The 26,046-nt window shown below is 68.7% G+C and carries 23 protein-coding genes; 17 read left to right on the forward strand and 6 right to left on the reverse strand.

The features are described 5' to 3' along the window. The first annotated feature begins 12 nt into the window (after window positions 1-12). Window positions 13-2,334: a heavy metal translocating P-type ATPase gene (locus tag ABL844_RS11395; RefSeq protein WP_418131319.1), complete on the forward strand. Its 2,322-nt coding sequence runs from the start codon at window positions 13-15 to the stop codon at window positions 2,332-2,334. 7 nt (window positions 2,335-2,341) lie between these two features. Here the strand turns inward: ABL844_RS11395 and ABL844_RS11400 are convergent, their stop codons facing one another. Beyond that, a complete protein-coding gene (locus tag ABL844_RS11400) occupies window positions 2,342-2,914 on the reverse strand; it encodes a carboxymuconolactone decarboxylase family protein (RefSeq protein WP_418131320.1) in 573 nt (190 codons plus the stop codon). Window positions 2,915-3,043: 129 nt separating this feature from the next. Between ABL844_RS11400 and ABL844_RS11405 the strand changes: the two genes are divergently transcribed. Next, complete coding sequence (locus ABL844_RS11405) at window positions 3,044-3,361, forward strand: winged helix-turn-helix transcriptional regulator (RefSeq protein ID WP_126018181.1); 318 nt, start codon at window positions 3,044-3,046, stop codon at window positions 3,359-3,361. A 31-nt stretch (window positions 3,362-3,392) separates the two neighbouring features. Continuing rightward, window positions 3,393-4,646, forward strand: coding sequence for a cation:proton antiporter (locus tag ABL844_RS11410; RefSeq protein ID WP_184636454.1), 1,254 nt, complete (start codon window positions 3,393-3,395; stop codon window positions 4,644-4,646). A 6-nt stretch (window positions 4,647-4,652) separates the two neighbouring features. On the opposite strand, the gene ABL844_RS11415 is transcribed toward ABL844_RS11410, so the two are convergent. Continuing rightward, entirely contained in the window at window positions 4,653-5,975 is a 1,323-nt protein-coding gene (locus tag ABL844_RS11415) for a heavy metal sensor histidine kinase (protein ID WP_184636456.1), read from the reverse strand. After that, window positions 5,972-6,649 carry a heavy metal response regulator transcription factor gene (locus tag ABL844_RS11420; RefSeq protein WP_126018189.1) on the reverse strand — a complete coding sequence of 226 codons (678 nt, stop codon included), beginning with the start codon at window positions 6,647-6,649 and terminating at the stop codon, window positions 5,972-5,974. Before ABL844_RS11420 ends, ABL844_RS11415 begins: the two co-directional genes overlap by 4 nt. Window positions 6,650-6,825: 176 nt before the next feature. Here ABL844_RS11420 and czcI point away from each other — a divergent pair, with 176 nt between their 5' ends. From czcI to ABL844_RS11455, 7 genes are all read left to right on the forward strand, one after another. Then, window positions 6,826-7,200, forward strand: coding sequence for a cation efflux protein, CzcI family (gene czcI, locus ABL844_RS11425; RefSeq protein WP_126018192.1), 375 nt, complete (start codon window positions 6,826-6,828; stop codon window positions 7,198-7,200). A gap of 99 nt (window positions 7,201-7,299) precedes the next feature. Continuing rightward, window positions 7,300-8,649 (forward strand): TolC family protein, encoded by a 1,350-nt coding sequence (locus ABL844_RS11430; protein ID WP_126018195.1) that lies wholly within the window; start codon window positions 7,300-7,302, stop codon window positions 8,647-8,649. A 26-nt stretch (window positions 8,650-8,675) separates the two neighbouring features. Continuing rightward, on the forward strand, window positions 8,676-10,022 hold the full coding sequence (locus ABL844_RS11435; protein ID WP_418131321.1) for an efflux RND transporter periplasmic adaptor subunit: 1,347 nt from the start codon (window positions 8,676-8,678) through the stop codon (window positions 10,020-10,022). Window positions 10,023-10,032: 10 nt separating this feature from the next. Next, the gene (locus tag ABL844_RS11440) at window positions 10,033-13,245 is read left to right on the forward strand and encodes a CusA/CzcA family heavy metal efflux RND transporter (protein WP_418131322.1); all 3,213 of its coding nucleotides are present in this window, start codon (window positions 10,033-10,035) and stop codon (window positions 13,243-13,245) included. Further along, on the forward strand, window positions 13,235-14,149 hold the full coding sequence (locus ABL844_RS11445) for a cation diffusion facilitator family transporter (protein WP_418131323.1): 915 nt from the start codon (window positions 13,235-13,237) through the stop codon (window positions 14,147-14,149). Before ABL844_RS11440 ends, ABL844_RS11445 begins: the two co-directional genes overlap by 11 nt. Before the next feature lie 150 nt (window positions 14,150-14,299). Further along, window positions 14,300-15,052 carry an SDR family oxidoreductase gene (locus ABL844_RS11450; RefSeq protein ID WP_418131324.1) on the forward strand — a complete coding sequence of 251 codons (753 nt, stop codon included), beginning with the start codon at window positions 14,300-14,302 and terminating at the stop codon, window positions 15,050-15,052. 92 nt (window positions 15,053-15,144) lie between these two features. Beyond that, window positions 15,145-15,522: a hypothetical protein gene (locus ABL844_RS11455; protein WP_418131325.1), complete on the forward strand. Its 378-nt coding sequence runs from the start codon at window positions 15,145-15,147 to the stop codon at window positions 15,520-15,522. 9 nt (window positions 15,523-15,531) lie between these two features. On the opposite strand, the gene mog is transcribed toward ABL844_RS11455, so the two are convergent. Together mog and yjgA are read right to left on the reverse strand one after the other, a co-directional pair. Next, window positions 15,532-16,101 carry a molybdopterin adenylyltransferase gene (gene mog / locus ABL844_RS11460; protein ID WP_375792082.1) on the reverse strand — a complete coding sequence of 190 codons (570 nt, stop codon included), beginning with the start codon at window positions 16,099-16,101 and terminating at the stop codon, window positions 15,532-15,534. A 20-nt stretch (window positions 16,102-16,121) separates the two neighbouring features. Next, window positions 16,122-16,778: a ribosome biogenesis factor YjgA gene (gene yjgA, locus ABL844_RS11465; protein ID WP_418131326.1), complete on the reverse strand. Its 657-nt coding sequence runs from the start codon at window positions 16,776-16,778 to the stop codon at window positions 16,122-16,124. A 104-nt stretch (window positions 16,779-16,882) separates the two neighbouring features. On the opposite strand from yjgA, the gene pmbA reads away from it, so the two are divergent. Together pmbA and ABL844_RS11475 are read left to right on the forward strand one after the other, a co-directional pair. Next, a complete protein-coding gene (gene pmbA, locus ABL844_RS11470) occupies window positions 16,883-18,253 on the forward strand; it encodes a metalloprotease PmbA (protein ID WP_184636470.1) in 1,371 nt (456 codons plus the stop codon). Window positions 18,254-18,293: 40 nt separating this feature from the next. Continuing rightward, on the forward strand, window positions 18,294-19,241 hold the full coding sequence (locus tag ABL844_RS11475; protein ID WP_418131327.1) for a helix-turn-helix domain-containing protein: 948 nt from the start codon (window positions 18,294-18,296) through the stop codon (window positions 19,239-19,241). Between the two features lie 2 nt (window positions 19,242-19,243). Here the strand turns inward: ABL844_RS11475 and ABL844_RS11480 are convergent, their stop codons facing one another. Continuing rightward, window positions 19,244-20,473 (reverse strand): MFS transporter, encoded by a 1,230-nt coding sequence (locus ABL844_RS11480; protein WP_418131328.1) that lies wholly within the window; start codon window positions 20,471-20,473, stop codon window positions 19,244-19,246. Window positions 20,474-20,714: 241 nt separating this feature from the next. Here ABL844_RS11480 and ABL844_RS11485 point away from each other — a divergent pair, with 241 nt between their 5' ends. Genes ABL844_RS11485 through ABL844_RS11505 form a run of 5 tightly spaced genes read left to right on the forward strand, consistent with a single transcriptional unit; the run spans window position 20,715 to window position 25,993 of the window. Continuing rightward, complete coding sequence (locus ABL844_RS11485) at window positions 20,715-22,001, forward strand: ABC transporter substrate-binding protein (protein ID WP_418131329.1); 1,287 nt, start codon at window positions 20,715-20,717, stop codon at window positions 21,999-22,001. Next, window positions 22,001-22,894 carry a carbohydrate ABC transporter permease gene (locus ABL844_RS11490; RefSeq protein ID WP_369658666.1) on the forward strand — a complete coding sequence of 298 codons (894 nt, stop codon included), beginning with the start codon at window positions 22,001-22,003 and terminating at the stop codon, window positions 22,892-22,894. The genes ABL844_RS11485 and ABL844_RS11490 overlap by 1 nt, the downstream gene beginning before the upstream one ends. Next, window positions 22,891-23,742, forward strand: a complete 852-nt coding sequence (locus ABL844_RS11495; protein ID WP_184636477.1) for a carbohydrate ABC transporter permease — start codon at window positions 22,891-22,893, stop codon at window positions 23,740-23,742. Before ABL844_RS11490 ends, ABL844_RS11495 begins: the two co-directional genes overlap by 4 nt. A 47-nt stretch (window positions 23,743-23,789) precedes the next feature. Then, window positions 23,790-24,902, forward strand: a complete 1,113-nt coding sequence (locus tag ABL844_RS11500; protein WP_418131330.1) for an ABC transporter ATP-binding protein — start codon at window positions 23,790-23,792, stop codon at window positions 24,900-24,902. 41 nt (window positions 24,903-24,943) lie between these two features. Continuing rightward, window positions 24,944-25,993: an NAD(P)-dependent alcohol dehydrogenase gene (locus ABL844_RS11505; RefSeq protein ID WP_184636482.1), complete on the forward strand. Its 1,050-nt coding sequence runs from the start codon at window positions 24,944-24,946 to the stop codon at window positions 25,991-25,993. The last annotated feature ends 53 nt before the right edge of the window (window positions 25,994-26,046 follow it).

Below are 26,046 nucleotides of genomic sequence, written 5' to 3' on the forward strand. Positions count from 1 at the left end.
CCAATCGATTCCATGACGAACCAGAACGCCCTGAACCCGCCCGTGCCGCGCGCGCATGCGCACTCTCATCCGCATCCGCATGCCCATGAAGAGGGGCATGGTCACACACACGAGCATACGCAGCCGAAGGCGGCCGATGCGTGCTGCGGCTGCAGCGCAAGCAGCCACTCGGCGATCCCCCTGGCGCCCGATGTGAGCGATGTCTCCACCGGCGCCTTGCTCTTTCGCATTCCCACCATGGACTGCGCGGTGGAAGAGTCCGAAATCCGCCGTGCGCTGGAGCCCATCGCGGGCGTCAAGGCGCTGCGCTTCCGCCTCGGCGAGCGCACCATGGCCATCACCACCGACGACGGCGTGCTGCCCGAAGCGCTTGCCGCCATCCGCAAGGCGGGTTTCAAGCCCGAGCCGCTGAATGCACCGGGCGCGCAGGCAGCCCCGGCAGCGCCCGCGAAGATCGCCGGCATGAGCGCCGGGCTCGCGCGGCTGGTTGCGGCGCTGGTGCTGGCGATCGCGGCCGAGTCGGTCTCGTTCATGGGGCTGGAGGGCCGGGGCTTCATGGTGTTCGAGATGGCGCTGGCGCTGGGTGCCATCGGCCTCGCGGGCCTCGACACCTACAAGAAGGGCTTCGCGGCGCTGGTGCGCGGGCGTCTGAACATCAACGCGCTGATGGCGGTGGCCGTCACCGGCGCATTCATCATCGGCCAGTGGCCCGAGGCCGCGATGGTGATGGCGCTCTACGCCATTGCCGAGCTCATCGAGGCCCGCGCCGTGGACCGCGCGCGCAACGCCATCCAGAGCCTGCTGGCGCTCGCACCCGAGCAGGCGGAGGTGAAGCAGGCCGATGGCAGCTGGAAGACGGTGATGGCGAGCGAGGTGCCGCTGCAGGCCATCGCGCGCATCCGCCCCGGCGGTCGCGTGCCGCTGGACGGCATCGTCACCGAAGGCTCCAGCGCGATCGATCAGGCGCCGGTCACCGGCGAGAGCATTCCGGTCGACAAGACCATCGGCGACCAGGTGTTCGCGGGCACCATCAACCAGACCGCCGCGCTGGAGTTCCGCGTGACTGCCGTGGCGGCCGATACCACGCTCGCGCGCATCATCCACGCGGTCGAGGAAGCGCAGGGCTCGCGCGCGCCCACGCAGCGCTTTGTCGACAGGTTCGCCGCCATCTACACGCCCACCGTCTTCGTGCTGGCGCTGGCCGTCGCGGTGCTCACGCCCTTCTTCATGGACTGGACCTGGCTGCAGGCCATCTACAAGGCGCTGGTGCTGCTGGTCATCGCCTGCCCGTGCGCGCTGGTGATCTCCACGCCGGTGACGGTGGTGAGCGCGCTCGCTTCGGCCGCGCGGCGCGGCATTCTCATCAAGGGCGGCACCTACCTCGAAGAGGCGCGCAAGCTCAAGGCCGTGGCGCTGGACAAGACAGGCACCATCACCGAAGGCAAGCCGAAGCTGGTGGAGTCGTCGCTGATCGGCGAATCCTCGGGCAACGAGGCGGCCGTGTTCGCCGTGGCTGCGAGCATTGCCGGCCGGTCCGATCACCCGGTGTCGAAGGCCATCGCCGAGGGGCTGAAGGGACCGCAAGGCGAAGTCGCCGACTTCACCGCGCTGCCCGGCCGCGGCGTGCAGGCCGCGCATGCGGGGCAGGTCTACGTGCTGGGCAACCACCGGCTCATCGAGGAGCGCGGCCTTTGCACGCCCTCGCTCGAAGCCGAACTCGAGCGACACGAGGAAGCCGGCCGCACCGTCACGCTGCTGGCTTCGGACAAGGCCGTGCTCGCGCTCTTCGCGGTGGCCGACACCATCAAGGAATCGTCGCAGGCGGCGGTGGCCGAGCTGCGCTCGCTGGGCGTCGTGCCAGTGATGCTCACCGGCGACAATACCGCCACCGCCAGGACCATCGGCGCCCATGCCGGCATCGAGGACGTGCGCGGCAACCTGCTGCCCGAGGAGAAGCTCGACGCCGTCAAGGCCATGCAGCAGCGCTACGGCGCCGCAGCGATGACCGGCGACGGCATCAACGACGCCCCCGCGCTCGCGCAGGCCGACATCGGCTTCGCGATGGGCGGCGCCGGCACCGACACCGCGATGGAGGCGGCCGACGTGGTCATCATGAACGACGACCTGCGCCGCATCCCCGAAACCATCCGTCTTTCGCGCCGCGCCCACTCGGTGCTCTGGCAGAACATCACGCTGGCGCTGGGTATCAAGGCCGTGTTCTTCGTGCTCGCCGTGTTCGGCAGCGCGACCATGTGGATGGCGGTGTTCGCGGACATGGGCGCCAGCCTGCTGGTGGTGGCGAACGGGCTGCGGTTGATGCGCGCGCAGAAGTGAGCGAGCCTTACCAGCGCGCGGCCCACTTCTCCAGCGGCACGCGCGCCGCATTGCAGACATAGCTCACCGAGTGATACCAGCCCGCGAGCATCATCAGTTCGATGAGCTGCGCGTGGCTCCAGTGGGCGCGCAGGGCTTCCCACAGCGCGTCGTCGATGTCGCTGGTGTGGTGGAGCTGGTCGACCATCGACACCAGCAGACGGTCGCGTGGGGCGAGTAGCGAGAGATCGCCGTCGGGCGATGCCATCACGCGGCGGTCGGTGTCGTTGAAGCCGGCGGCGTCGGCGAATCCGCTCCAGTGAACGCCCCATTCGTATTCGGCGCCGCAGCGGGCGCAGACCCGCAGGATGACGATCTCGCGTTCCCGCAGGCTGATGGCCGCCTTGCGCCCCAGCAGGTAGCGGCCGAGTTCCATCGTGCGCTCGGCAAGCGCGGGGTTGACGGCCAGCACGCGGAACAGCGCGAGTATTTCGGGCGCCTGCGGCGGCGTCATGCGTGTGAGCAGCTCGCCGATGGGCTCGGGATAGGGGGCTTCGAGCGGGGGGATGCGCGGGGTGCGCTGTGTGGTGGTGTCGGTCAAGAGGTTGTCTCCTTCGTTGCAACCGGGTTGAAATCGCTACGGAATACGTAGCGGTCGATCGCAGTCTATCGCTACGAATTGCGTAGCGCAAGCGCGTACACTCGCACGATCGATCAATGAAGGCTTCGCATGGAAGACGCACAACCCGCCGCATCGCGCCGCCCCGTCATGCGGCTGCTGGAGCAACTCGGCCGCAAGGGCACGCTGCGCATCCTCTGGGAGCTGCGCGACGGCCAGCCGCAGAGCTTCAGGGCGTTGCGCACGAGCACGGACCAGATGTCGCCCTCGGTGCTGAACGACCGGCTCAAGGAGCTGCGCGCGGCCGGTGTGGTCGAGCTCGCCGTGGCGGGCTATGTGCTGACCGAGGCCGGCGCGGAGCTGGTCAGGCGCCTGCTGCCGCTGAACCAGTGGGCCAACCGCTGGCTCGACGACGCGGCTTCGAACTAACATCGGCCGAAATCCAACTCCCGGCTACCCGATGTCCGTCACTTCGCTCCTGCTGCAGCTCATCGTCATCCTGGTCACTGCGCGTCTTTGCGGCTGGATCCTTCGCCATGTGGGCCAGCCCGGCGTGGTCGGCGAGATGGCCGCGGGCCTGATGCTCGGGCCGGTCGTGATGGGCGCGCTCTTTCCCTCGCTGCACGCGCAGCTGTTCTCGAAGGAGTCGCTGCAGGGGCTCTCCTCGCTTTCCACGCTGGGGCTGGTGCTCTTCATGTTCGTGGTCGGCCTCGAGCTGCGTGCCTCGAAGGGCGTGCGCGAGCAGCTGCGCTCGGCGGGCTACGTGGGCGTGCTGAGCGTGGTCGTGCCGATGGCGCTGGGCATCGCGATCGCACCGGCGCTGCATCCCACGCTCGCGCCGGCAGGTGTCGGCTTCTGGCCCTTTGCTCTTTTCATCGCGGCGGCGCTGTCGATCACCGCCTTCCCGGTGATGGCGCGCATCCTGAAAGACCGCGGCATGACGCGCACGCCCTTCGGCCAGCTCTCGCTGGGCGCGGCTGCCGTGGTCGACGTGTTCGCCTGGATCCTGCTGGCCGTGGTGGTCGCGCTGGTCGGCGCGGGCGAGGGCTACCAGGGGCTGCTGAAGACCACGCTGGGCATGGCGGTGGTGCTTGCGGCGCTGTTCCTCGGGCTCAAGCCGGCCTTCGCGTGGCTGCTGCGCGTCAAGGCGCCCGAAGGCGAGCCCTCGACCACGGTGATGGCGGCGCTGATGATCGGCCTGCTGGCAACTTCGCTGGTCACCGAGTGGCTGCACCTGCATGCGGTGTTCGGCGCCTTCCTGTTCGGCGCCTGCCTGCCGCGCGACGACCGGCTGCTGAAGTCGCTCACCGAGCGCATCGAGCCGATCTCCATCGTGGTGCTGATGCCGCTCTTCTTCGCCCTTGCCGGACTTGGCACCACGGCCAACGCCTTCTCGGGCGCGAGCCTGGGCGCGATGCTGCTGATCGTGGGCGTTGCCACCGTGGGCAAGATCGCCGGCGGCGCGGCCGGCGCGCGCATGGCGGGCTACGGCTGGCGCGACAGCCTGGCCACCGGCTCGCTGATGAACGCGCGCGGGCTGATGGAACTCATCGTGATGAAGATCGGCCTCGACGCGGGGCTGATCGGCCCGGAGCTCTTCACCATGCTGCTGGTGATGGCGCTCGCGACCACCGCGATGACGGGTCCGCTGATCAACCTGTTCATCGGCCGCAAGCAGGCGGTTGCAGCGGACGCCGCGCACGCCAAGCCCTGACTTCCATCAGCGCTTCGCCACGGTGAAGCCGATACGCGTCTCGCCGCCCCGGCTGGCCGCGAACACCCGCCCGCCGTGCATGCGGGCAATGGCTTCCACGATCGACAGGCCCAGCCCGTGGTGCCGCGTGGAGCCGTCGCGGGCCTGTGCGGCGCGATAGAAGCGCTCGAACAGGCGGGGCAGGGCGGCGGGGTCGATGGGCTCGCCCTTGTTGACCACGGCCACGGCGAACTCGGTGGCGCTTTCCTCGCCGATCTCGATGCGTATTGTCGAAGCCGGCGCCGCGAAGCGTATGGCGTTGCCCAGCAGGTTGAAGAGCGCGCGACGCAGCAGCGCCGCGTCCACATCGGCCATGGCCTCCCCGCGCACCTCGGCGCGCAGGCCGGCCTCCTCCAGCATGGCGTCGTAGAAGTCGATCACGTCGGTTGCCTGCGCCGCAAGGCTCGCCACCGCCCGCGTGCGCATCGGCGCGCCACGCTCGGCCTGCGAGAGAAACAGCATGTCGGTGACGATGCCCGAGAGCCGGCCGACCTCTTCCAGGTTGGAGGCGAGCACGGTCTGCAGCTCCTCGTTGCTGCGCGGGCGGGTGAGAGCGAGTTCGGTGGAGCCGATCAGGTTGGCCAGCGGCGTGCGCAGCTCGTGCGCCACGTCGGCGTTGAAGGATTCGAGCTGCACATAGGCCCGCTGCACCCGCAGCAGCAGGGCGTTGAACTGGGTGATCCAGGGGCGCAGCTCTTCCGCGAAGTCGCTGGCGTCTATGGGCTGGTTGGCCTTGTCGGGCGCCATCGCGGCGGTGCGCTCGGTCAGCGTCTTGAGCGGCTTCAGGCCCCGGCGCACCAGCCACATGCCGGTGAGCGAGACCAGCGCGGTGCCCAGCACCACGGCGCCCAGCAGCGTCCACGCCAGGCGGCGCAGCAGCTGGGCCTCCTGCGCGGTGTTCACGCCGAGGCGCACCGACAGCTGCGTGGTGGCGCCGGCCTGCGTCCACGGCACCTGCAGGTCGCGCAGCATCCATTTGCCGCCGGTGGCGGGCCTCGATTCGAAGAGCCGCCTGCCGCCGGCGGAGATCGACAGCGTCACGTCGTCCTGCATCGAGAAGAAGTCGTCGAGCTTGTGGCGCAGGAAGACGAGGTCGCCGCCTTTCTCGGCCTCCAGCAGCAGGTGCTCCACCAGCACCGCCTTGTTGGCGAGCTCCTCTTCCTGCTTCTGGCCGAAGTTCCAGGCGGTGACGAGGTAGATGGCGAAGCAGATCACGCTCAGCCCGAACAGGGTCTGCGCGGCGAGCCAGAGGGACAGCCGGCTCTGCAGGGATTGAGGCCGGGCGCTCAAGTCCAGGAGCGGTCTTCCAGCACGTAGCCCATGCCACGCACCGTGTGCAGCAGCTTCACCTCGAAGGGGTCGTCGAGCTTGCTGCGCAGGCGGCGGATGGCGACTTCCACCACATTGGTGTCGCTGTCGAAGTTCATGTCCCACACCTGCTCGGCAAGCGTGGTGCGCGAAAGAATCTGGCCGCGCCGGCGCAGCAGCACCAGCAGCAACGTGAACTCCTTGGCCGTGAGATCCAGCCGCGTGCGGTTGCGCATGCATTTGCGGCTGACCAGGTCGACCTCCAGGTCGGCCAGTCGCAGTACCGTGGAGTCCTGCGGCTTGCCGCGGCGCAGCAGGGCCTGCACGCGCGCCAGCAGCTCGGAGAAGGAGAAGGGCTTGACCAGATAGTCGTCGGCGCCCTGCTGCAGCCCCTGAACGCGGTCTTCGACCTTGTCGCGCGCCGTGAGCACGAGCACCGGTACGTTCTTCGTGCGGCGGATGGCCTGCAGCACGGCAAAGCCGTCGATGCCGGGGAGCATCACGTCGAGCAGGATCAGCGCGTAGTCACCCTCGGTGGCGAGGTACTTTCCCTCGATGCCGTCGCGGGCTATGTCGACGACGTAACCGTTCTCCTCGAGCCCCTTCTTGAGGTAGTCGCCCAGCTTGGGCTCGTCTTCGATGACAAGGATTCGCATCTGCGGATGGTATCGAAGCACTTCCGGTACGGGGGTTACGTTTCGGTAATCCTGCTGACAGACAAAGCCTCGCCCCCCGGTCGTACATTGCGCCGGCCCGCTTCGTTCAGGGCCTGCGCCTTGCAGGGCCATTGCCGAAATGCCCGATGCAGCCCGCCGATATACTTTTTGCCTCCATGCGCCGCTGGTTCCTCATCTTCATGCTCGCCCTGCTGCCGTTCCAGTTCAGCTGGGCGTCGGCATCGGCGTACTGCCAGCATGAGCGCGACACCCGGCCCGACCACTGGGGCCACCACGAAAGCGAAACCCGCGGCACCGACCGCAGCCACAGCGGCGAAGGTGCGCAGAAGAACTCCAGCACCCAGCCCAATGCGGTGGTCGGCGATTGCGCCGTCTGCCACTTCGGCCATGCCCAGCATGCCGATGCGCTGGACGAACCGGCAGCCTCCGTGGCGCGCGTGGCCCAGCCGCTGCGCGCGACGCCCGACGAGCGTTTCGCCTCGCATGTCTCCGACGTTCCGGTCCGCCCCGACTGGTCTCTCGCCTCCTGATTCGGCGAGAGCACACCACCCCCTTCTGATACCCACCATCAGCTAGCCGAGCTCTCGCCGAATTCGTCCGTCCGTTGTTTCGCAACCCAGGAGAATTCGATGCGCACGCTCTTCGTGCCGCTGGCCGTGCTGGCCATGGCGGCGCCCCCGGCTTTTTCGCAGGTCGCTCAGGCCTCCGCCGGAGTCCCCCATTCACAACCCGCGCCGTCCGGTGCGGCCAACACCCGTGTGCAGGAGCCCGCGGGTCCGCTGACCCTTCGCAGCGCCGTCGCCATGGCGATGCGGGCCAACCCCGGCCTGTCCTCCGCATTGCGCGAGCAGGAGGCCACCGAGGGCGCCGTCGTCCAGGCCGGCGCCTGGCCCAACCCCACGCTCGACGTGCAGTTGGAAGACATGCGTCGCGACAACCGCACCACCACGCTGCAGCTGAGCCAGCCCATCGAGCTGGGCGGCAAGCGCTCGGCCCGCGTCACGGCGGCCGAGCGGGCGCGCGACCAGGCGGCCTCGGCGCTGGCTGGGCGCCGCGCCGAGATCCGCGCGGCCACTGTCACAGCCTTCTTCGACGTGCTGACCGCGCAGGAGCGCCTGCGGCTCGCGCAGGATTCGGTGGGCCTCGCGCAGACCGCCACCCGCGCTGCCGCCAACCGCGTGGCTGCCGGCAAGGTCTCGCCGCTGGAGGAAACCAAGGCGCGCGTGGCCGAGGCCGGCATCCGCGTCGAGCTGATGCAGGCCGAGGGCACGCTGCGCTCGGCACGCCAGCAGCTCGCGGCGCTGTGGGGTAATCCCGCTCCCCGCTTCACGCAGGTGGATGGCGCGGTCGATCAGCTGCCGGCGATAGCTTCGGCGCAGGACATCGCCGGCAGGCTCGCCGATGCACCGGTGGTGCGGCAGGCGCGGCTCGAGGTCGATCGGCGCAAGGCGCTGGCCGATCTGGAGCGCGCCAGGCGCATTCCCGACGTGACCGTCTCGCTGGGCGCCAAGCGCGTGCCGGCTTCCGAGGGCGAGACCGGCAGCAGCCGGCGCAACCAGGTGGTGCTGGGGCTGTCGGTGCCGCTGCCGATCTTCGATACCAACCGGGGCAACGTCGCCGAGGCGCTGAGCCGCGAGGAAAAGGCGCGCGACGACCTCGCCGCCGCCGAGCTGCAGCTGGGCACCGACGTGGCCCAGGCCACCGAGCGCCTGCGCTCCGCGCACGCCACCGCCGAGACGCTGCAGCGCGACGCGCTGCCCGGCGCCGAGAGCGCCTACAAGGCCGCCACCAAGGGCTTCGAGCTGGGCAAGTTCAGCTTTCTCGAAGCGCTGGATGCGCAGCGCACGCTGTTCCAGGTGCGCGCGCAGTACCTGCTCGCCCTGGCCGACGCGCACCGCGCCGCGGGCGAGCTCGACCGGCTGCTGGGCAATGAAGGCGACGCGACCACTCCCGCGATGACCACGCCCGTCGCGCGCTGACAGGCAAACAAGGAATTCCAAAGATCATGACCACAGAAGAACGCAAGACTTTCGCCGAGCGTGTCGGCAAGAAGCAGCTGATCGCCATCGCGGCGGCGCTCGTGCTGGGCGCGGGTGCCGGGGCGCTGATATTGCGCAGCGCGCCAGCCAAGCCCGAGGCGGCCGGCCATTCGGACGCCGCCGGCCATGGCGACGGCGAACACCATGAGGAAGGCGGCCACAAGGAGGCCAAGGCCGGCGACGACCATGACCACAGCCACGGCGAGGCCAAGGGCCACGGCGACAAAGAGCATCACGCGGAGGAAGGCAAGGGCGAGGCCAAGTCCGCCGCCCACAAGGAAGACGAGGAAAAGATCGCCTTCACCGACGAGCAGATCAAGGCTGCCGACATCGCCATCGAGAGCGCCGGCCCCGCGCGCATCAAGCTGTCGCTGCAGCTGCCCGGCGAGATCAAGTTCAACGAAGACCGCACCGCCCATGTGGTGCCGCGCGTGGCGGGCGTGGTCGACAGCGTGCCGGCCAATCTGGGCCAGGAGGTCAAGCGCGGCGAGGTGCTCGCGGTGCTGTCGAGCCCGGGGCTCTCTGAGCAGCGCAGCGAGCTGCAATCGGCGCAGCGCCGGCTGGAGCTGGCCCGCACGACGTATGAGCGCGAGAAGAAGCTGTGGGAGGAGAAGATCTCGCCGCAGCAGGACTACCTGCAGGCCGAGCAGGCCATGCAGGAGGCGCGCATCGCCGTGGCCAACGCCAACCAGAAGCTGCTGGCGCTGGGCGCCACGCCCGGCTCGTCGGCGCTAGGCCGCTACGAGCTGCGCGCGCCCTTCGACGGCATGGTGGTCGAGAAGCACATCTCGCTTGGCGAATCGGTGGGCGAGGCGGTCAACGTCTTCACCATCTCCGACCTGTCGACCGTGTGGGCCGAGATCAGCGTGGCCGCCAGCAACCTGAACCTGGTGCGCGTCGGCGAGCAGGTGAAGATCCGCTCCAGCGCCTTCGACCAGACCGCGACCGGCAAGGTCTCGTACGTGGGCTCGCTGATCGGCGCGCAGACGCGCACCGCCACGGCGCGCGTCACGCTGACCAACCCCGACCGCATCTGGCGCCCGGGCCTCTTCGTGAATGTCGAGCTGGTGGCCTCCGAGACGGAGGCGCCCGTGACGGTCGCGGCCGACGCGGTGCAGACCGTGGAAGACAAGCCGACTGTGTTCCTGCGCGTGCCCGGCGGCTTCCTGCCGCAGCACGTGCAGACAGGCCGCAGCGACGGCAAGCGCGTCGAGATCGTCGGCGGGCTGAAGCCCGGCGCGGCGTATGCGGCCAGCGGCAGCTTCGTCGTGAAGTCGCAGCAGGGCAAGAGCTCGGCCACGCACACCCACTGAGGAAGCCCGCATGTTCGAACGAATCATCCGCTTCTCCATCGAGCAGCGCTGGCTGGTGCTGCTCGCCGTGTTCGGCATGGCGGCGCTCGGCATCTTCAGCTACCAGAAGCTGCCCATCGACGCCGTGCCCGACATCACCAACGTGCAGGTGCAGATCAACACCGCCGCGCCCGGCTACTCCCCGCTGGAGACCGAGCAGCGCGTGACCTATCCGATAGAGACCGTCATGGCCGGCCTGCCGGGCCTGCAGCAGACGCGCTCGCTTTCGCGCTACGGCCTCTCGCAGGTCACGGTGATCTTCAAGGACGGCACCGACATCTACTTCGCGCGCCAGCTCGTCAACGAGCGAATACAGTCCGCGCGCGAGAGCATGCCGCGCGGCATCTCGCCGGTGATAGGGCCGATTTCCACCGGCCTGGGCGAGATCTATCTCTGGACCGTCGAGGCGGAGGAGGGCGCGAAAAAGGCCGACGGCAAGCTGTATTCGCCCACCGACCTGCGCGAGATACAGGACTGGATCATCAAGCCGCAGCTGCGCAACGTGCCGGGCGTGACCGAGATCAACTCCATCGGCGGCTTCGCCAAGGAGTTCCAGATCGCACCCGACCCGGCCAAGCTGCTGGCCCACGGCCTGACCATGGGCGACATCGTGCTCGCGCTGGAGCGCAACAACGCCAACGTGGGCGCGGGCTACATCGAGAAGCGTGGCGAGCAATACCTCATTCGCGCGCCGGGGCAGGTGAAATCGGCCGAGGACATCGGCAATGTCATTCTGGGCAACGCCAACGGCATTCCGCTGCGCGTGCAGGACGTGGCCGAGGTCGGCATCGGCCGCGAACTGCGCACGGGTGCTGCCACCGACAACGGCCGCGAGGTGGTGCTGGGCACAGTGTTCATGCTGATCGGCGAGAACAGCCGCACGGTGTCGCAGGCCGTCGACAAGAAGATGCAGGAAATCAACCGCACGCTGCCCGCCGGCGTGAAGGCTGTGACGGTGTACGACCGCACGGTGCTGGTCGACAAGGCCATCGCCACGGTGAAGAAGAACCTGTTCGAGGGCGCGGTGCTGGTCATCGCGATCCTGTTCCTGTTCCTGGGCAACATCCGCGCGGCCGTCATCACCGCGCTGGTGATTCCGCTGTCGATGCTCTTCACCTTCACCGGCATGGTGAACCAGAAGGTCAGCGCCAACCTCATGAGCCTGGGCGCGCTGGACTTCGGCATCATCATCGACGGAGCGGTGGTGATCGTGGAGAACTGCGTGCGAAGGCTGGCCCACGCGCAGGCCCACAAAGGCAGGCCGCTCACGCGCAGCGAGCGCTTCCACGAGGTGTTCGCGGCCTCGCAGGAGGCGCGGCGCGCGCTGCTGTTCGGCCAGCTGATCATCATGATCGTGTACCTGCCGATCTTTGCGCTCACGGGTGTCGAGGGCAAGCTGTTCCACCCGATGGCCTTCACCGTGGTGATCGCGCTGCTGGGCGCGATGATCCTGTCGATCACCTTCATTCCCGCTGCCGTGGCGCTCTTCATCGGCAACAAGGTCAGCGAGAAGGAAAACCGCCTGATGCTGTGGGCCAAGCGCGCCTACGAGCCGCTGCTGGCGCGCGTGATGGCGGCCAAGCCGCTGGTTATCACCTTCGCCGCCGTTGCCGTGGTGCTGTCGGGCCTGCTGGCCACGCGCCTGGGCACGGAGTTCGTGCCCAGCCTGAGCGAGGGCGACTTCGCCATCCAGGCGCTGCGAATTCCGGGCACCAGCCTGACGCAGTCGGTCGAGATGCAGAAGCAGCTCGAGCGCACGCTGAAGACGAAGTTTCCGGAGATCGAGCGCGTGTTCGCGCGCACCGGCACGGCCGAGATCGCGTCCGACCCGATGCCGCCGAACATCTCCGACGGCTACATCATGCTCAAGCCCGAGAGCGAGTGGCCCACGCCGAAGCGCTCGCGCGCCGAGGTGCTCGCGGCGGTGCAGGAAGAGGTCGAGAAGCTGCCGGGCAACAACTACGAGTTCTCGCAGCCCATCCAGCTTCGCTTCAACGAGCTGATCTCGGGCGTGCGCAGCGACGTGGCGGTGAAGATCTTCGGCGACGACATGGACGTGCTGAACAAGACCGCGGCAGAGGTCTCGGGCGTGCTCAACGGCATTGCCGGCGCGGCCGAGGTGAAGATCGAGCAGACCACCGGCCTGCCGATGCTCACCGTGAACATCGACCGCACCAAGACCGCGCGCTACGGCCTCAACGTGGGCGACGTGCAGGACGCCATCTCCGCCGCCGTGGGCGGGCGCGAGGCGGGCACGCTGTTCGACGGCGACCGGCGCTTCGACATCATCGTGCGCCTGCCCGAGGAGCTGCGCACCGACCTTGAGGCCATCAAGCGCCTGCCCGTGGCCCTGCCCAAGGGCGCGGGCGCCGAGGGCCTGCGCACCAGCTTCATTCCGCTGGGCGAGGTGGCCACGCTGGATATCGCGCCCGGCCCCAACCAGGTGAGCCGCGAGGACGGCAAGCGCCGCATCGTGGTCAGCGCCAACGTGCGCGGGCGCGACCTCGGCTCCTTCGTGGCCGAGGCCGAGGAGGCGATGGGCAAGGTGAAGATCCCCACCGGCTACTGGACCGTGTGGGGCGGCCAGTACGAGAACCTCGCCTCGGCCACGCAGCGGCTGCAGATCGTGGTGCCGGTGTCGCTGCTCCTGGTGTTCACGCTGCTGTTCGCGATGTTCGGCAACATCAAGGACGGGCTGCTGGTGTTCACCGGCATCCCGTTCGCGCTCACGGGCGGCATCGTGGCGCTGTGGATGCGCGGCATTCCGCTGTCGATCTCGGCGGCGGTGGGCTTCATCGCGCTGTCGGGCGTGGCGGTGCTCAACGGGCTGGTGATGATCTCCTTCATCCGCAACCTGCGCGAGAGCGGCCTGCCGCTGGACGCCGCCATCCGCGAAGGCGCGCTCACTCGGCTGCGGCCGGTGCTGATGACGGCGCTGGTCGCCTCGCTGGGCTTCGTGCCGATGGCCATCGCCACAGGCACCGGCGCCGAGGTGCAGCGGCCGCTGGCCACGGTGGTGATCGGCGGTATCCTGTCGTCGACCGCGCTGACGCTGCTGGTGCTGCCGCTGCTCTACCGCATCGCCCACCGGCGCGACGAGGAAGATGAGAAGGCGCAGCAACAGGCGATCGGCGCGCCGCCCGATCCTTCGGCCCCTTCACTGCGAGGCTCCCATGGCACATGAGCATGCGCACGCCACCGGCGGCAACGAGAAGGCACTGCGCTGGGCGCTGCTGCTGACCTCGGCCTACCTCGTCGCCGAGGTGGTGGGCGGGCTGGTGTCGGGCAGCCTCGCGCTGCTGTCCGATGCCGCGCACATGTTCACCGACACGGTGGCGCTGGCGATCTCGCTGGCCGCCATCTGGATCGGCAAGCGGCCGGCCGACCGGCGGCGCACCTTCGGCTACTACCGCTTCGAGATCCTGGCGGCGGTGCTCAACGCGGTGCTGCTGTTCTTCGTGGCGATCTACGTGCTGTACGAGGCCTACCGGCGCATCTCGGCGCCGGCCGAGATCCAGTCGACCACGATGCTGCTGGTGGCCGCCGGCGGGCTGGTGGTCAACCTCATCGGCATGCGGCTGCTGGCCTCCGGCAAGGACCGGAGCCTCAACGTGAAGGGCGCGTACCTGGAGGTGTGGGCCGACATGCTGGGCTCCATCGGCGTGATCGTCGGCGCCATCGTCATTCGCTACACGGGCTGGGGCTGGGTCGACTCGGTGATCGCCGTGGCCATCGGCCTCTGGGTGCTGCCGCGCACCTGGCGCCTGCTGCGCGAGAGTCTCAACTTGCTGCTCGAAGGCGTGCCCGACGAGGTGGACCTGCCCGTGGTCGAGAGTGCGCTGCTGGGCAGCGAGGGCGTCGCGAGCCTGCACGACCTGCACGTGTGGGCGCTGTCCAGCGGCAAGGTGAGCCTGAGCGTGCACGTGGTGTGCGCGCCGGAGGTGGGCGACCTGGCGCCGCTCACGCAGCGGCTGCGCGAGATGCTGGCAGAGCGCTTCGACATCCACCATTCGACCGTGCAGGCTGAACGGGTGCCCTGCGAGCAGGCGGCCGACACGCACGGTTTCGGGGCGGTGAAGGGGCGGTGAGGGCCCAGAGCGGGGTTCGGGCCGATTTTTTGGAAGAAAGAGCGATCCGGCTGTCACAAGCGCGTGCGGCCGGACGTCTTGCAGGCGAGGGCGCCCATCGGGGGCGCCCCTTCGCACTCCTCGCACTCTTTCTTGACCAAGGAATCGACCATGAAGATCGCCATCATCGGAGGCTCCGGCCTCATCGGCTCCAGGCTCGCCGCCCGCCTGCGCGAGGCCGGCCACGACGTCGTCGCCGCATCGCCCTCCACGGGCGTCAACACCCTCACCGGCGAGGGCCTGGACGAGGCGCTCGCGGGCGCCCGCGTCGTCGTCGACGTGGCGAATTCGCCCTCGTTCGAGGACCAGGCGGCGCTCGATTTCTTCGCGACAACGGGGCGCAACCTGCTCGCGGCCGAGGTGAAGGCCGGCGTGGCGCATCACATCGCGCTGTCGGTGGTCGGCACCGCGCGCCTGCTCGACAGCGGCTACTTCCGCGCCAAGCAGCTCCAGGAAGACCTGATCGAGGCCTCGCCCGTGCCCTACACCATCGTGCAGGCCACGCAGTTCTTCGAGTTCGTGGGCGCCATCGCGGCGTCGGGCGTGCAGGACGGCCTGGCTCGGCTTTCGGACGCGCTCATCCAGCCGATGGCGTCCGACGACGTGGCGGCGGCGCTGGCCGAGGTCGTGACCGAGCTGCCGGCGCGCGGCCGGATCGAGATCGCCGGGCCCGAGGCCTTGCCGCTCGACGCGCTGGTGCGCCGCTTCTTCGCGGCGACGGGCGATGCCCGGAAGGTCGTGACCGACCCCGGCGCACGCTACTTCGGCGTGCAGCTCGACGACCGTTCGCTGACGCCCGGATCGAACCCGCGCCTGGGCGCGATCCGCTTCGACGAGTGGCTGGCGCGGCGCGCGGCGGCCTGAGCGAGGAGGAACACAGCCACCGGTCGTTTCAGCCTGCGGGGGACGGCTGTTGGACAATCACGTCCGGACTACCTCCCCATGCACGCAGATCGATGAGCAGCCGCTACGACAACAAGTCTTTCACCCAGGCGAAGGCCGAGCCGCGCGCCCCGCAGCGCCGCAGGGTCCACGGCGGCTCGCCGGCGCAGCCGCCGATGGCATTCGACGTGGGTTACGGCTCGGCACCTCCCGCCGCGCCGGCGCGGACCTGGCGCTCGACGGTGGTCGGCATCGCTATAGGCTTCGGCATCGTGCTCGCCTTCGCCATGAAGTGGCTCATGAGCTACCAGATCGATAGCGCCGAGGAACGGCGCGTTCAGCAGAAGGCCGTGCGCGCGGCCGCTGCGCGCTGCTACGGGCTGGCGTCGAACGCCGCCATCAACGCCTGCCTGAAGGACGTCGAGGCGAAGAGCGCGCAGGCGGCGCAATGAGCAACAGGCTCAGCGGGCTCGAATGGCCGACTTGGGCCTGAAGGCCTTGCAGACGGAATCGTCGGTCTCGAGATAGGGCCCACCGATCAGGTCGATGCAGTAGGGCACGGCCGCGAAGATGCCCGGCACCACCTGCACGCCCTCGGTGTCCTTCAGCCCTTCGAGCGTTTCCGCGATCGACTTGGGCTGGCCGGGCAGGTTGATGATCAGGCTCTTGTCACGGATCACCGCCACCTGTCGCGAGAGGATCGCGGTGGGCACGAAGCGCAGGCTGATCTGGCGCATCTGCTCGCCGAAGCCCGGCATTTCCTTGTGCGCCACGGCCAGCGTGGCCTCGGGCGTCACGTCGCGCAGGGCGGGGCCGGTGCCGCCGGTGGTCAGCACCAGGGAGCAGCCGGCGTCGACCAGCTCGATCAGCGTGGCGCTGATGCGTTCCGCCTCGTCGGGAATCAGCCGGGGTTCGAACTCGATGGGGTTCTTCAGTGCCCGGCCCAGCCATTCCTTCAGCGAGGGCAGGCCCTTGTCCTCGTAGGTGCCGCTGGAGGCGCGGTCGCTGACGGAGACGATGCCGATGCGCACCGGATCGAATGCAGCCTCGCTCATGCGTCTTCTTCCCGGTCCTGGGCTGCCGCTGCGGCGGCATGGTCGGCGCCGCCGTGCACGGCCAGCTGGGCGCGCACCACCTGGAACACCTCGCGATAGGCCTTGCCCTGGCGCGGCGCCTCGCCGGCGGGGCCGGCCTTCATGTCCTTGCGGGCCTGGCGCACCAGGGCGCGAAGCTGCTGGGCGTCGGTGGCGGGGTGGGTCTCGATCCAGCCGCCGAGGGCGTCGTCGTCGGCAATCAGCCTGTCGCGCCAGCGCTCGGCCTCGTGCAGGGCGGCGACTTCGGCGGCCGGCACGGTGTTCTGCTCGAGCAGGGCCCGCTTCACGGCCTCCAGCACCTCGGGCTCCAGCTTGCGCATGAGCTTGCCGACGTACTGCATCTGGCGGCGCTTGCCCTCGAAATTGGTGATCCGCTTGGCTTCGGCGATGGCCTCGACCAGCTTCTCGTCGAGCTGGAGCGCGTCGAACAGGCCGGCGCGCAGGGTGAGCAGCTCGGCACCCAGCTTCTGCAGCTCTTCGCTTTCGCGCTTCAGGTCGGTGCGGCTGGCGTCGTCGGAGCCCTTGAGCTCGCGCTTGAGTTCGAGGTCGAGCTCGCTGCCTTCGGCCACGAAATGGCCGCGGACGTAATAGCCTTTTTTGGGTTTGCGGGACATGGGATGGATTCTGGGCCGCGCCGCGAGGCGTTGCAACGCGTGCAATGCGCGGTGGGAAGCTGCTGAAAACGGGAAATGGGGGGCGCAAGTATCATAGCCACCACATGACGACATCCTCCTCGCGCGCCGATTCCGGCTTCGCCTACAGCCGCTCCTTCTTCGAAAACCTGGTCGACACCGCCCTGGCGCACGCCAAGCGGCTGGGTGCCACCGACGCCGGGGCCGAGGCCTCCGAGGGCTGCGGCCTGAGCGTCTCGGTGCGCAAGGGCGAACTGGAAAACGTCGAGCGCAACCGCGACAAGTCGCTGGGCGTCACGGTCTACGTGGGCCACCGCCGCGGCAACGCCAGCACCTCCGATTTCTCCGAGGCGGCCATCGCCCAGACGGTGCAGGCGGCCTACGACATCGCCCGCTTCACCGCCGAAGACCCCGTGAGCGGCCTGCCGGACGAGGAAGACATCGCCAAGGAGCACCCCGAGCTCGACCTGTTCCACCCCTGGGACGTGACCAGCGAGCAGGCCGCGAAGCTGGCCCTGGAATGCGAAGAGGCCGCCCTGTCGACCGACAAGCGCATCACCAACAGCGAGGGCGCGGGCGTCTCGGCCCAGCAGAGCCACTTCTTCAGCGCCCACACGCATGGCTTTCGCGGCGGCTACGCCAGCTCGCGGCACTCCATCTCGGTGGCGCCCATCGCCGGCAAGGGCGACGACATGCAGCGCGACGCCTGGTACAGCTCCATGCGCTCGGCCGAAGAACTGGCCAGCCCGCAGGCCGTGGGCCGCTACGCCGCCGAACGCGCGCTCAGCCGCCTGAAGTCGCGCAAGATCAAGACCGTCGAATGCCCGGTGCTCTTCGAGTCGCCGCTGGCCGTGGGACTGCTGGGCTCGCTGGTGCAGGCCGTGAGCGGCGGATCGCTGTATCGCAAGAGCACATTCCTGCTCGACTCGCTGGGCAAGCCCGTGCTGCCCGCGCACGTCGACGTGGCCGAAGACCCGCACCTGTTGCGCGGCAAGGGCAGCGCCCCCTTCGACGACGAAGGCGTGACCACCCGGGCGCGCAAGGTGGTCGATGCAGGCCGCCTCGAGGGCTACTTCCTCTCGACCTACTCGGCGCGCAAGCTGGGCATGAAGACCACCGGCAACGCCGGCGGCTCGCACAACCTGACGCTGAGCTCGCGCCTGACGAAGCACACCGACGACCTCGACGCCATGCTCGCCAAGCTGGGCACCGGCCTCTTCGTCATCGAGCTGATGGGGCAGGGCGTGAACTACGTGACCGGCGACTACTCGCGCGGCGCCAGCGGCTTCTGGGTGGAGAAGGGCAAGATCGCCTTCCCGGTGCAGGAGATCACCATCGCCGGCAACCTGAAGGACATGCTGCTGGGTATTGAAGCCATCGGGGCCGATGCCTACACTTTCGGCGCCAAGACCACGGGGTCGGTCCTGGTGAACCGCATGAAGGTCGCCGGCGCCTGAAGGCTGCGCCGCCGGCCTGCGCGCGAAGGCTAGTCGAACCATGAGGCACAACGCAGCGCGAAAACCGGAACTCGAGCACGAACTGATGCGCGACCCGAGGCTCGGCTTCGAGCCGGCGGGCGGCAGTTCGGTGCGCTGCCTGCAGCACGGCGTGCCCTGGCCCTTCGACTGCTGGCACTACCACGACGAATACGAGCTGCAGTGCATCAACCGCAGCAGCGGCGATGCCTTCGTGGGCGACCACATCGGGCGCTTCGAGCCCGGCTACGTGGCGCTGGTGGGCGCCCGGCTGCCCCACACCTGGATCTCGCACGACGTGCCGCCCGAGGGCATCACCGAGCGCAGCATGGTCATCCACTTCCGCGACGAGCCGCTGCGCAAGGGCACGGACCTGTTTCCCGAGCTGAAGGCGGTGCTGCCGATGCTCGACCGGGCGAAGCTGGGCATCGAGTTCTTCGGCATCGGCGACCTGGTGCGCGAGCGCTTCCAGCGCGTGCAGGGGCAGGAGGGCATGGCGCGGCTCTCGGCCTTCATCGGCCTGCTGCACGAGCTGGCCCGCTGGCCCGACTGGCGGCAGATTTCCAGCACTGCCGAGCCAGTGGCCGAGGATCCGAGCGTCAACACCCGCATGCGCCGCGTGCTCGACTACCTCGACCGGCACTTGACCGAAGAACTCTCGCTGCCCGCCGTGTGCGCCGTGGCCAACATGGCCGAGAGCAGCTTCTCGCGCTGGTTCCACAGGCACATGGGTGCCACCTTCACCGATTTCGTGACGCGGCTGCGCGTGGCCAAGGCCTGCGAGATGCTGCAGAAGTCGGACAGGCTGGTGAGCGACATCTGCTACGAGGTGGGCTTCGCGAACCTTGCGAACTTCAACCGCCGCTTCCTGCAGCTCAAGGGCATGACGCCCTCGGTCTACCGGCAGCAGGCGCAGGACCGCTTCGGGCTGCGCACCGCGCAGAACACGCCGCTGGCCACCACGGACTGAACTCAGGCGGCCGTGTCTCGCGGCGTCAGGTGCCCGGTCAGCGCCCAGAACAGCAGCGCCGCGCCGCTGACAAGGGCTCCGGCCAGGCAGACGCCATTCCAGCCCGCATGGGCGTACACCATCGTCGAAGCCATCGATCCGGTGGCGGAGCCGATGGAGTAGAAGATCATGTACCCGGCCGTCAGCCGGCTCTGCGCCTCGGGGCGCACGCGGTAGATCAGGCTCTGGTTGGCCACGTGCACCGACTGCAGGCCGAAGTCGATGACGATCACGCCGATCACCATCGCCCAGATGGACCACGGCAGCATCGCGATGAGCCCCCACGAAAGCAGCATCGCGCTCAGGCCGATGCAGGTGGTGCGCTGCGCGCGGCCTCGGTCCGACTGGCGGCCCGCTCGCGCGGCACCTAGCGCCCCGGCCGCGCCCGCCAGCCCGAACAGGCCCACCTGCGTGTGCGAGAGCGAGAAGGGCGGTGCCGTGAGCGGCAGCACCATCGGCGTCAGCAGCATGGTGACGGACATGAAGATCAGCATCGCGAGCACGGCGCGGATGCGCAGCACCGGCTCCTGCGCGAAGAGCGCGAACACCGAGCGGATCAGCCGGGGGTACGAGATGCCCGGCGCGGGCCGCGTGCGCGCGGGCAGCACCATCCACAGCAGCCCGGCGACCACCAGCGTGGCCGCCGCCGAGGCCAGGTACACCGAGCGCCAGCCGAAGAGATCCGACAGCGTGCCCGAGACCGCCCGCGCCAGCAGGATGCCGATGATGATGCCGCTGGTGACGGTGCCCACCACGCGGCCGCGCTCGCCTGGCGCGGCCATGCTCGCGGCGTAGGCGACCAGCACCTGCGTCACCACGGCCAGCACGCCCACGGCGGCCATCGCCGGCAGCAGCACCGACGCGCTGGGCGCCAGCGCCACGGCCAGCAGCGCGGCCACCGACAGCAGCGACTGCCCGACGATCAGCCGGCGGCGGTCGACGAGGTCGCCCAGCGGAACCACCAGCAGCAGCCCCAGCCCGTAGCCGATCTGCGTGATGGTGATGACGACGCCGACAGTGGCGGGCCGGATGCCGAAGGTGTGCGCCAGCGTGTCCAGCAGCGGCTGCGCGTAGTAGACGTTGGCCACAGCCAGACCGCAGGCGATGGCGAAGAGGAGCGCCAGTGCGCCCGATATCGACGGCGTGGCGCATGGGCGCGCGAAGGTGGCCTGGCATGGCGGCGTGGTGCTCATGATTGCCCTATTTGGTTTCAAATAAAAACTGAAATCGATTCTATCGATGGAGTTTTGAAATGCAACCAGGCAGGGCCGAAAGCCCTCGACTCCGGCAAAACCCCAAGCAGGCTGGTCATGAAAATACCAGTGCCCCGGCTCGCGTGTACGCGGCGCCGCGCCGCCGCTGCCTACGCTTCGTTCCACCTGTTTCCGCCGCGATCCGCCGGCAATTCGCGACAGGTTCAAAGGAGACAAAACGATGGCTGTTCAAGAAAACCGGCACCGGCTCAAGGGCTGCGCGATGCTGCTGGCGGCGCTGGCCGCATGGGGCGGCGCGGCCCAGGCCCAGCAGGTCTGCAAGGAGGACCTGCGCGTCCTGTCCCAGCCCCGCGACGGGCTGACCCTGCTCGAAAAGTACAAGGACGAGTTCAAGGCCCTGAGCGGCGCCTCGTTCAACATCGACAACCTCAACGAGAACGACCGCCGCACCAAGACCCGCGCAGACGCCTCGACCGTGGGCAAGTACAACGTGTACTACGTCGACGAGGCCAATGTGCCGCTGTTCGCCCAGTCGAAGTGGATCGTGCCGCTGGCGAAGTACTACCCCGCCGACTACGACTACGCCGACTTCGACCCCGGCCGCCAGAAGGTCGCGACCTTCGACGGCCAGGTCTGGTTCGCGCCGCTCACCGGTGGCGGCGACCTGCTGGTCTACCGCAAGGACCTGCTGGAGAAGGCCGGCATCAAGCCCCCGACCACGCTGGAGGAATTCGCCGAGGCCGCGAAGAAGCTCAACGATCCGGCCAACGGCGTCTACGGCGTGGCGCTGCGCGGCCAGCGCGGCTCGGGCGCCAATGTGTGGCGCTGGATGCCTTTCTTCCGTGGCTACGGCGGCCAGTGGTTCGACGGCGACAAGCCCGTGTTCGACTCGCCCGCGGCCTTGAAGGCCACGCAGACCTATCTCGATCTCTTCAAGTACTCCGCGCCCGGCACCAAGACCGGCGGCTGGGACGAATCCACCGGCGCCTTCCTCGCAGGCAAGGTGGCGATGCTGATCGAGTCGACTCCGCTGGCCGGCAACGCGCTCGACCCGAAGATGTCGACCGTGATCGGCAAGGTCGCCTACCTGCCGCCGCCCACGCCGCTGACCGGCGGCGGCTACGGCCACGGCCTGGCCATCGGCGCCAAGGCCAACAAGACCGAGGAGGCCAAGAAGTGCGCCGGCCTCTTCGTCGCCTGGGCCACCTCGAAGAAGCAGGAGCAGCGCCGCCTCGCCGCAGGCCAGTTCGGCGAACTCAACCGCACCAGCGTGCTGGCCAGCCCCGAGTTCGCCAAGCGCTACGGCGCCGATCTCGGCAAGGCGCTGGCCGACACCGGCAAGGTCACGGCCGTGAACTTCTGGCAGGACCCGGCCTGGCCCGACCTCGGCGACCGCTGGGGGATCATCCTCGAAGAGCTGATCACCGGCTCGCGCACCGACATCAAGGGCGGGCTCGACGAACTCGATGCCTACGCGAAGCAACTGGTCGCGCGGCGCAAGAAGTAATGACGCTCAGGGAGAAGAAAAAGAAGACGGCGACGGCAACCCGGCTGCCGCTCGTCTTCATCGGGCCCGGCCTGCTGGTGCTTGCAGTGCTGGCGCTGGTGCCCACCCTTTTCGCGATCGGCATCTCGCTGCAGGACCGCGAGTTGGGCCAGGCCGACACGGCCTGGGTCTGGCTGTCGAACTACATCCAGCTCTTTTCGGACCGGCGCTTCCTCAATTCGGTGCGCGTGTCGCTGGTGTGGGAAGTGCTGACCGTCAGCGCCACCATGGGCCTCGCGGTGCTGCTGGGCGTGCTGATGTTCCAGTGCACCACAGCGCGCTGGCGCAACGTGCTGTCGATGCTGTTCATCGTGCCCGTGCTGCTGCCGCGCGTGTCGGCGGCCTTCGTGTGGAAGTTCGCCTTCCACCCGCTGTTCGGACTGCTGACCTGGCCGTACAAGGCCGTCACCGGAGAACCGCTGGACCTGCTCGCCAGCCCGGTGACCGCGCTGCTGACCGTGGCCTTCGTCGACGTGTGGCAGTGGGGCCTGTTCTTCGCGGTCATCGTGCTGAAGCTGCTCGAAACCCTGCCGCCGCAGCCCTTCGAGGCCGCGCGCATGGACCACGCGAAGACCTGGGAGGTGTACGCCTACGTGGCGCTGCCGATGCTCAAGGCGCCGCTGGTCAGCCTGTGCTTCGTGAAGATGGTGGAGTCGCTGCGCGCCTTCGACCTGATCTACGTGATGACCCGCGGCGGCCCCGGCATCTCGACCGAGACGCTGGACATGTACGCCTTCTCGCAGGGCTTCATCGAGTCGGGCCGCATCTCGTACGCCTCGGGCATGGCGGTGCTGATGATGATCGCCTCGACCGTGGCCTTCACCTACATCTGGAAATGGACGCGGCCGAAATGAGCGCATCCCCCAACAGGAAAACGAAGAAGCTGTCCCTCGGCACGCTGCTCGCGCGGCTGGTGCTGGTCCTGGCCGGGCTCTCGGCGCTGGTGCCGGTGCTGTGGACCTTTCTCAACTCGTTCAAGAACCGGGTCGACATCGTCTCGGCCGTGCCCAAGTTCTTCTTCTCGCCCACGCTGGAGAACTACATCTACGTGCTGAGCCGCGAGGCGGTGGCGCAAGGGCTGCTCAACTCCGTCGTGGTGGTGGGAGCGGCGGTGATCGCGGGCGCGGTGCTCGGGCTGCCTGCGGCCTACGCGCTCGCGCGCTATCCGCTGCGCTGGGCGAACGACATCCAGTTCTTCGTGCTCTCGATGCGCTTCCTGCCGCCGGTGGCGGTGGCCATTCCGCTGATGGTGATCTGGCTGCAACTGGAGCTGTACGACACGCGCATCGCGCTCGTCGTCACCTACACGTTGCTCACGCTCTCCACCGTGATCTGGCTCGCCATTCCCGCCTTCAAGGCGGTACCGAAGGAAGTGGAGGAGGCCGGCCGCGTCGACGGCTACGGCCCCTACGCGATCTTCTTCAAGGTGGCGCTGCCGATCGCCGCGCGCTCGCTGATCGGCGCCATCGCCTTCGGCTTCGTGCTGGTGTGGAACGAGTTCCTCATCGCGCTGATGCTCACCACTTCGGATGCGAAGACGCTGCCCATCGTGGCCTCGGAGCTGAGCCAGCTCGGGCGAGATGTGCCCTGGGGCATCCTGAATGCCTCCGTCATCCTGCTGTCGCTGCCGCCGCTGCTCATGGTCGGCGTGCTCAGCGGCTTCCTCAACGCGGCGTTCAAGCGCAAGCGCGACGCGGCATGAGCCCCGGCATGCACCACCGCGCACAACCCATTTCCCTGAAGAACGACATGTCCGCAATCAGCTGTCACAACATCATCAAGCGCTACGGCGACACGCAGGTCGTCCACCAGTTCGACCTCGACGTGTCCGACAACGAGTTCGTCGTGTTCCTCGGCCCCTCGGGCTGCGGCAAGTCGACCATCCTGCGCATGCTCGCGGGCCTGGAAGACATCTCCGGCGGCGACCTCATGATCGGCGGCCAGCGGGTGAACGACCTGCCGCCGCAGGAGCGCGGCATCGCGATGGTGTTCCAGAACTACGCGCTCTATCCGCACATGAGCGTGCGCGACAACATCGCCTTCGGCCTCAAGCGGCTGAAGGTGCCCAAGGCCGAGATCGATGCGCGCATCAAGGAGGTATCGGACACGCTGGGGCTGGAGCGCTACCTGCAGCGCAAGCCCACCGAGCTCTCGGGCGGTCAGCAGCAGCGCGTGGCGATCGCGCGGGCGATGATCAAGACGCCCAAGGTGTTTCTCTTCGACGAGCCGCTGTCGAACCTCGACGCCAAGCTGCGCAACCACATGCGCATCGAGATCGCCCGCCTGCACCAGGCGCTGAAGACCACCACCGTCTACGTGACCCACGACCAGCACGAGGCGATGACGCTGGCCGACCGCATCGTGCTGCTGCGCGACGGGCGCATCGAGCAGGTCGGCTCGCCGCGCGAGATCTTCGAGCGGCCGCGCTCGGCCTTCGTGGCGGGTTTCATCGGCACGCCGCCGATGAATCTGGTGGAGATGGATGTGCGCGACGACGGGGTGGCCACCGGAACCATCGAACTCGCCGGCCGCGAAGGCACCGTGTGGGTGGACGCGCACCGCTTCGCGCTCGAAGGCCGCAAGCGCGTCACGCTCGGCGTGCGGCCCGCGCACCTGCACCCCGACGCCAGCGAAGGGCAGGGTGGCGGCTTCCACGGCGAGGTGCAGCTCATCGAGTACCTCGGCAACGAGGTGCTGGTGAGCTTCGGACAGGGCGACGGCGAGATCGCCGCGCTCATGCCCTCAGCGCAGTGCCCGGGGCTGCGCGAGCGCGTGCGCTTCGTGGCCGACCCGGCGCAGGTGCACCTCTTCGACATCGACTCTGGTGCCTCGCTGCTGCGCGCCGGCACCTCATTGCATTGACCGACGACATACCGACAACACCCATTCAAGGACTCGAATACATGAAAGCACTGGTTCTGGAAAAGGCGCACGAGCTCAGGCTGCGCGACGTCGAACTGCCCCTGGACATGGGGCCGCGCGACGTGAAGATCCGCATGCACACCGTGGGCGTGTGCGGCAGCGACGTGCACTACTACCAGCACGGCGGCATCGGCCCCTACGTGGTGGAGGACCCGATGGTCCTCGGCCACGAAGCCTCGGGCACGGTGGTCGAGGTGGGCGCCGAGGTCACGAACCTCAAGCCCGGCGACCGCGTGTGCATGGAGCCCGGCATCCCGGCGGCCGATTCGCGCGCCACGCTGGAAGGCATCTACAACCTCGACCCGGCCGTGCGCTTCTGGGCCACGCCGCCCATCCACGGCTGCCTCACGCCCTACGTGGTGCACCCGGCGGCCTTCACCTTCCGGCTGCCCGACAACGTGAGCTTCGGCGAGGGCGCCATCGTCGAGCCGCTGTCGATCGGCCTGCAGGCCGCGAAGAAGGCGGCGCTGAAGCCGGGCGACGTGGCCGTGGTCGTCGGCGCCGGCACCATCGGCGCGATGACGGCGCTGGCGGCGCTCGCGGGCGGCGCGGCGCGCGTGATCCTCGCGGACCTCGTGCCCGAGAAGCTGGCGCTCTTCGACAGCAACCCGGCGGTGACGACCGTCGACGTGCGCGGCACCGACCTCGCCGAGGCCGTGAAGTCGCTCACCGACGGCTGGGGCGCCAACGTGGTCTTCGAGGCCAGCGGCAGCGCGCGCGCCTTCGAGGGCATCGTCGACCTGCTGTGCCCCGGCGGCTGCCTGGTGCTGGTGGGCATGCCCGGCGGCAAGGTGCCGATGGACATCGTCGCGATCCAGTCGAAGGAAGTTCGCATCGAGTCGGTGTTCCGCTACGCCAACATCTTCCCGCGCGCGCTGGCGCTGATCGCCTCGGGGCAGGTCGACGTCAAGCCCTTCATCTCGCGCACCTTCGCGTTCACCGATGGCGTGCGGGCCTTCGAGGAAGCGGCGGCGGGGCGCGCGGGCGACGTGAAGATCCAGATCGAGTTTCCGCAGGGCGCAGAAGCCTGACGCATTCCTGAAGCCCCCGTTACGGCAGCCGCCGGGGCAAGGGGAAATGCCGG

Source organism: Variovorax sp. 278MFTsu5.1, from assembly GCF_048305045.1.
Taxonomy (GTDB): domain Bacteria; phylum Pseudomonadota; class Gammaproteobacteria; order Burkholderiales; family Burkholderiaceae_C; genus Variovorax; species Variovorax guangxiensis.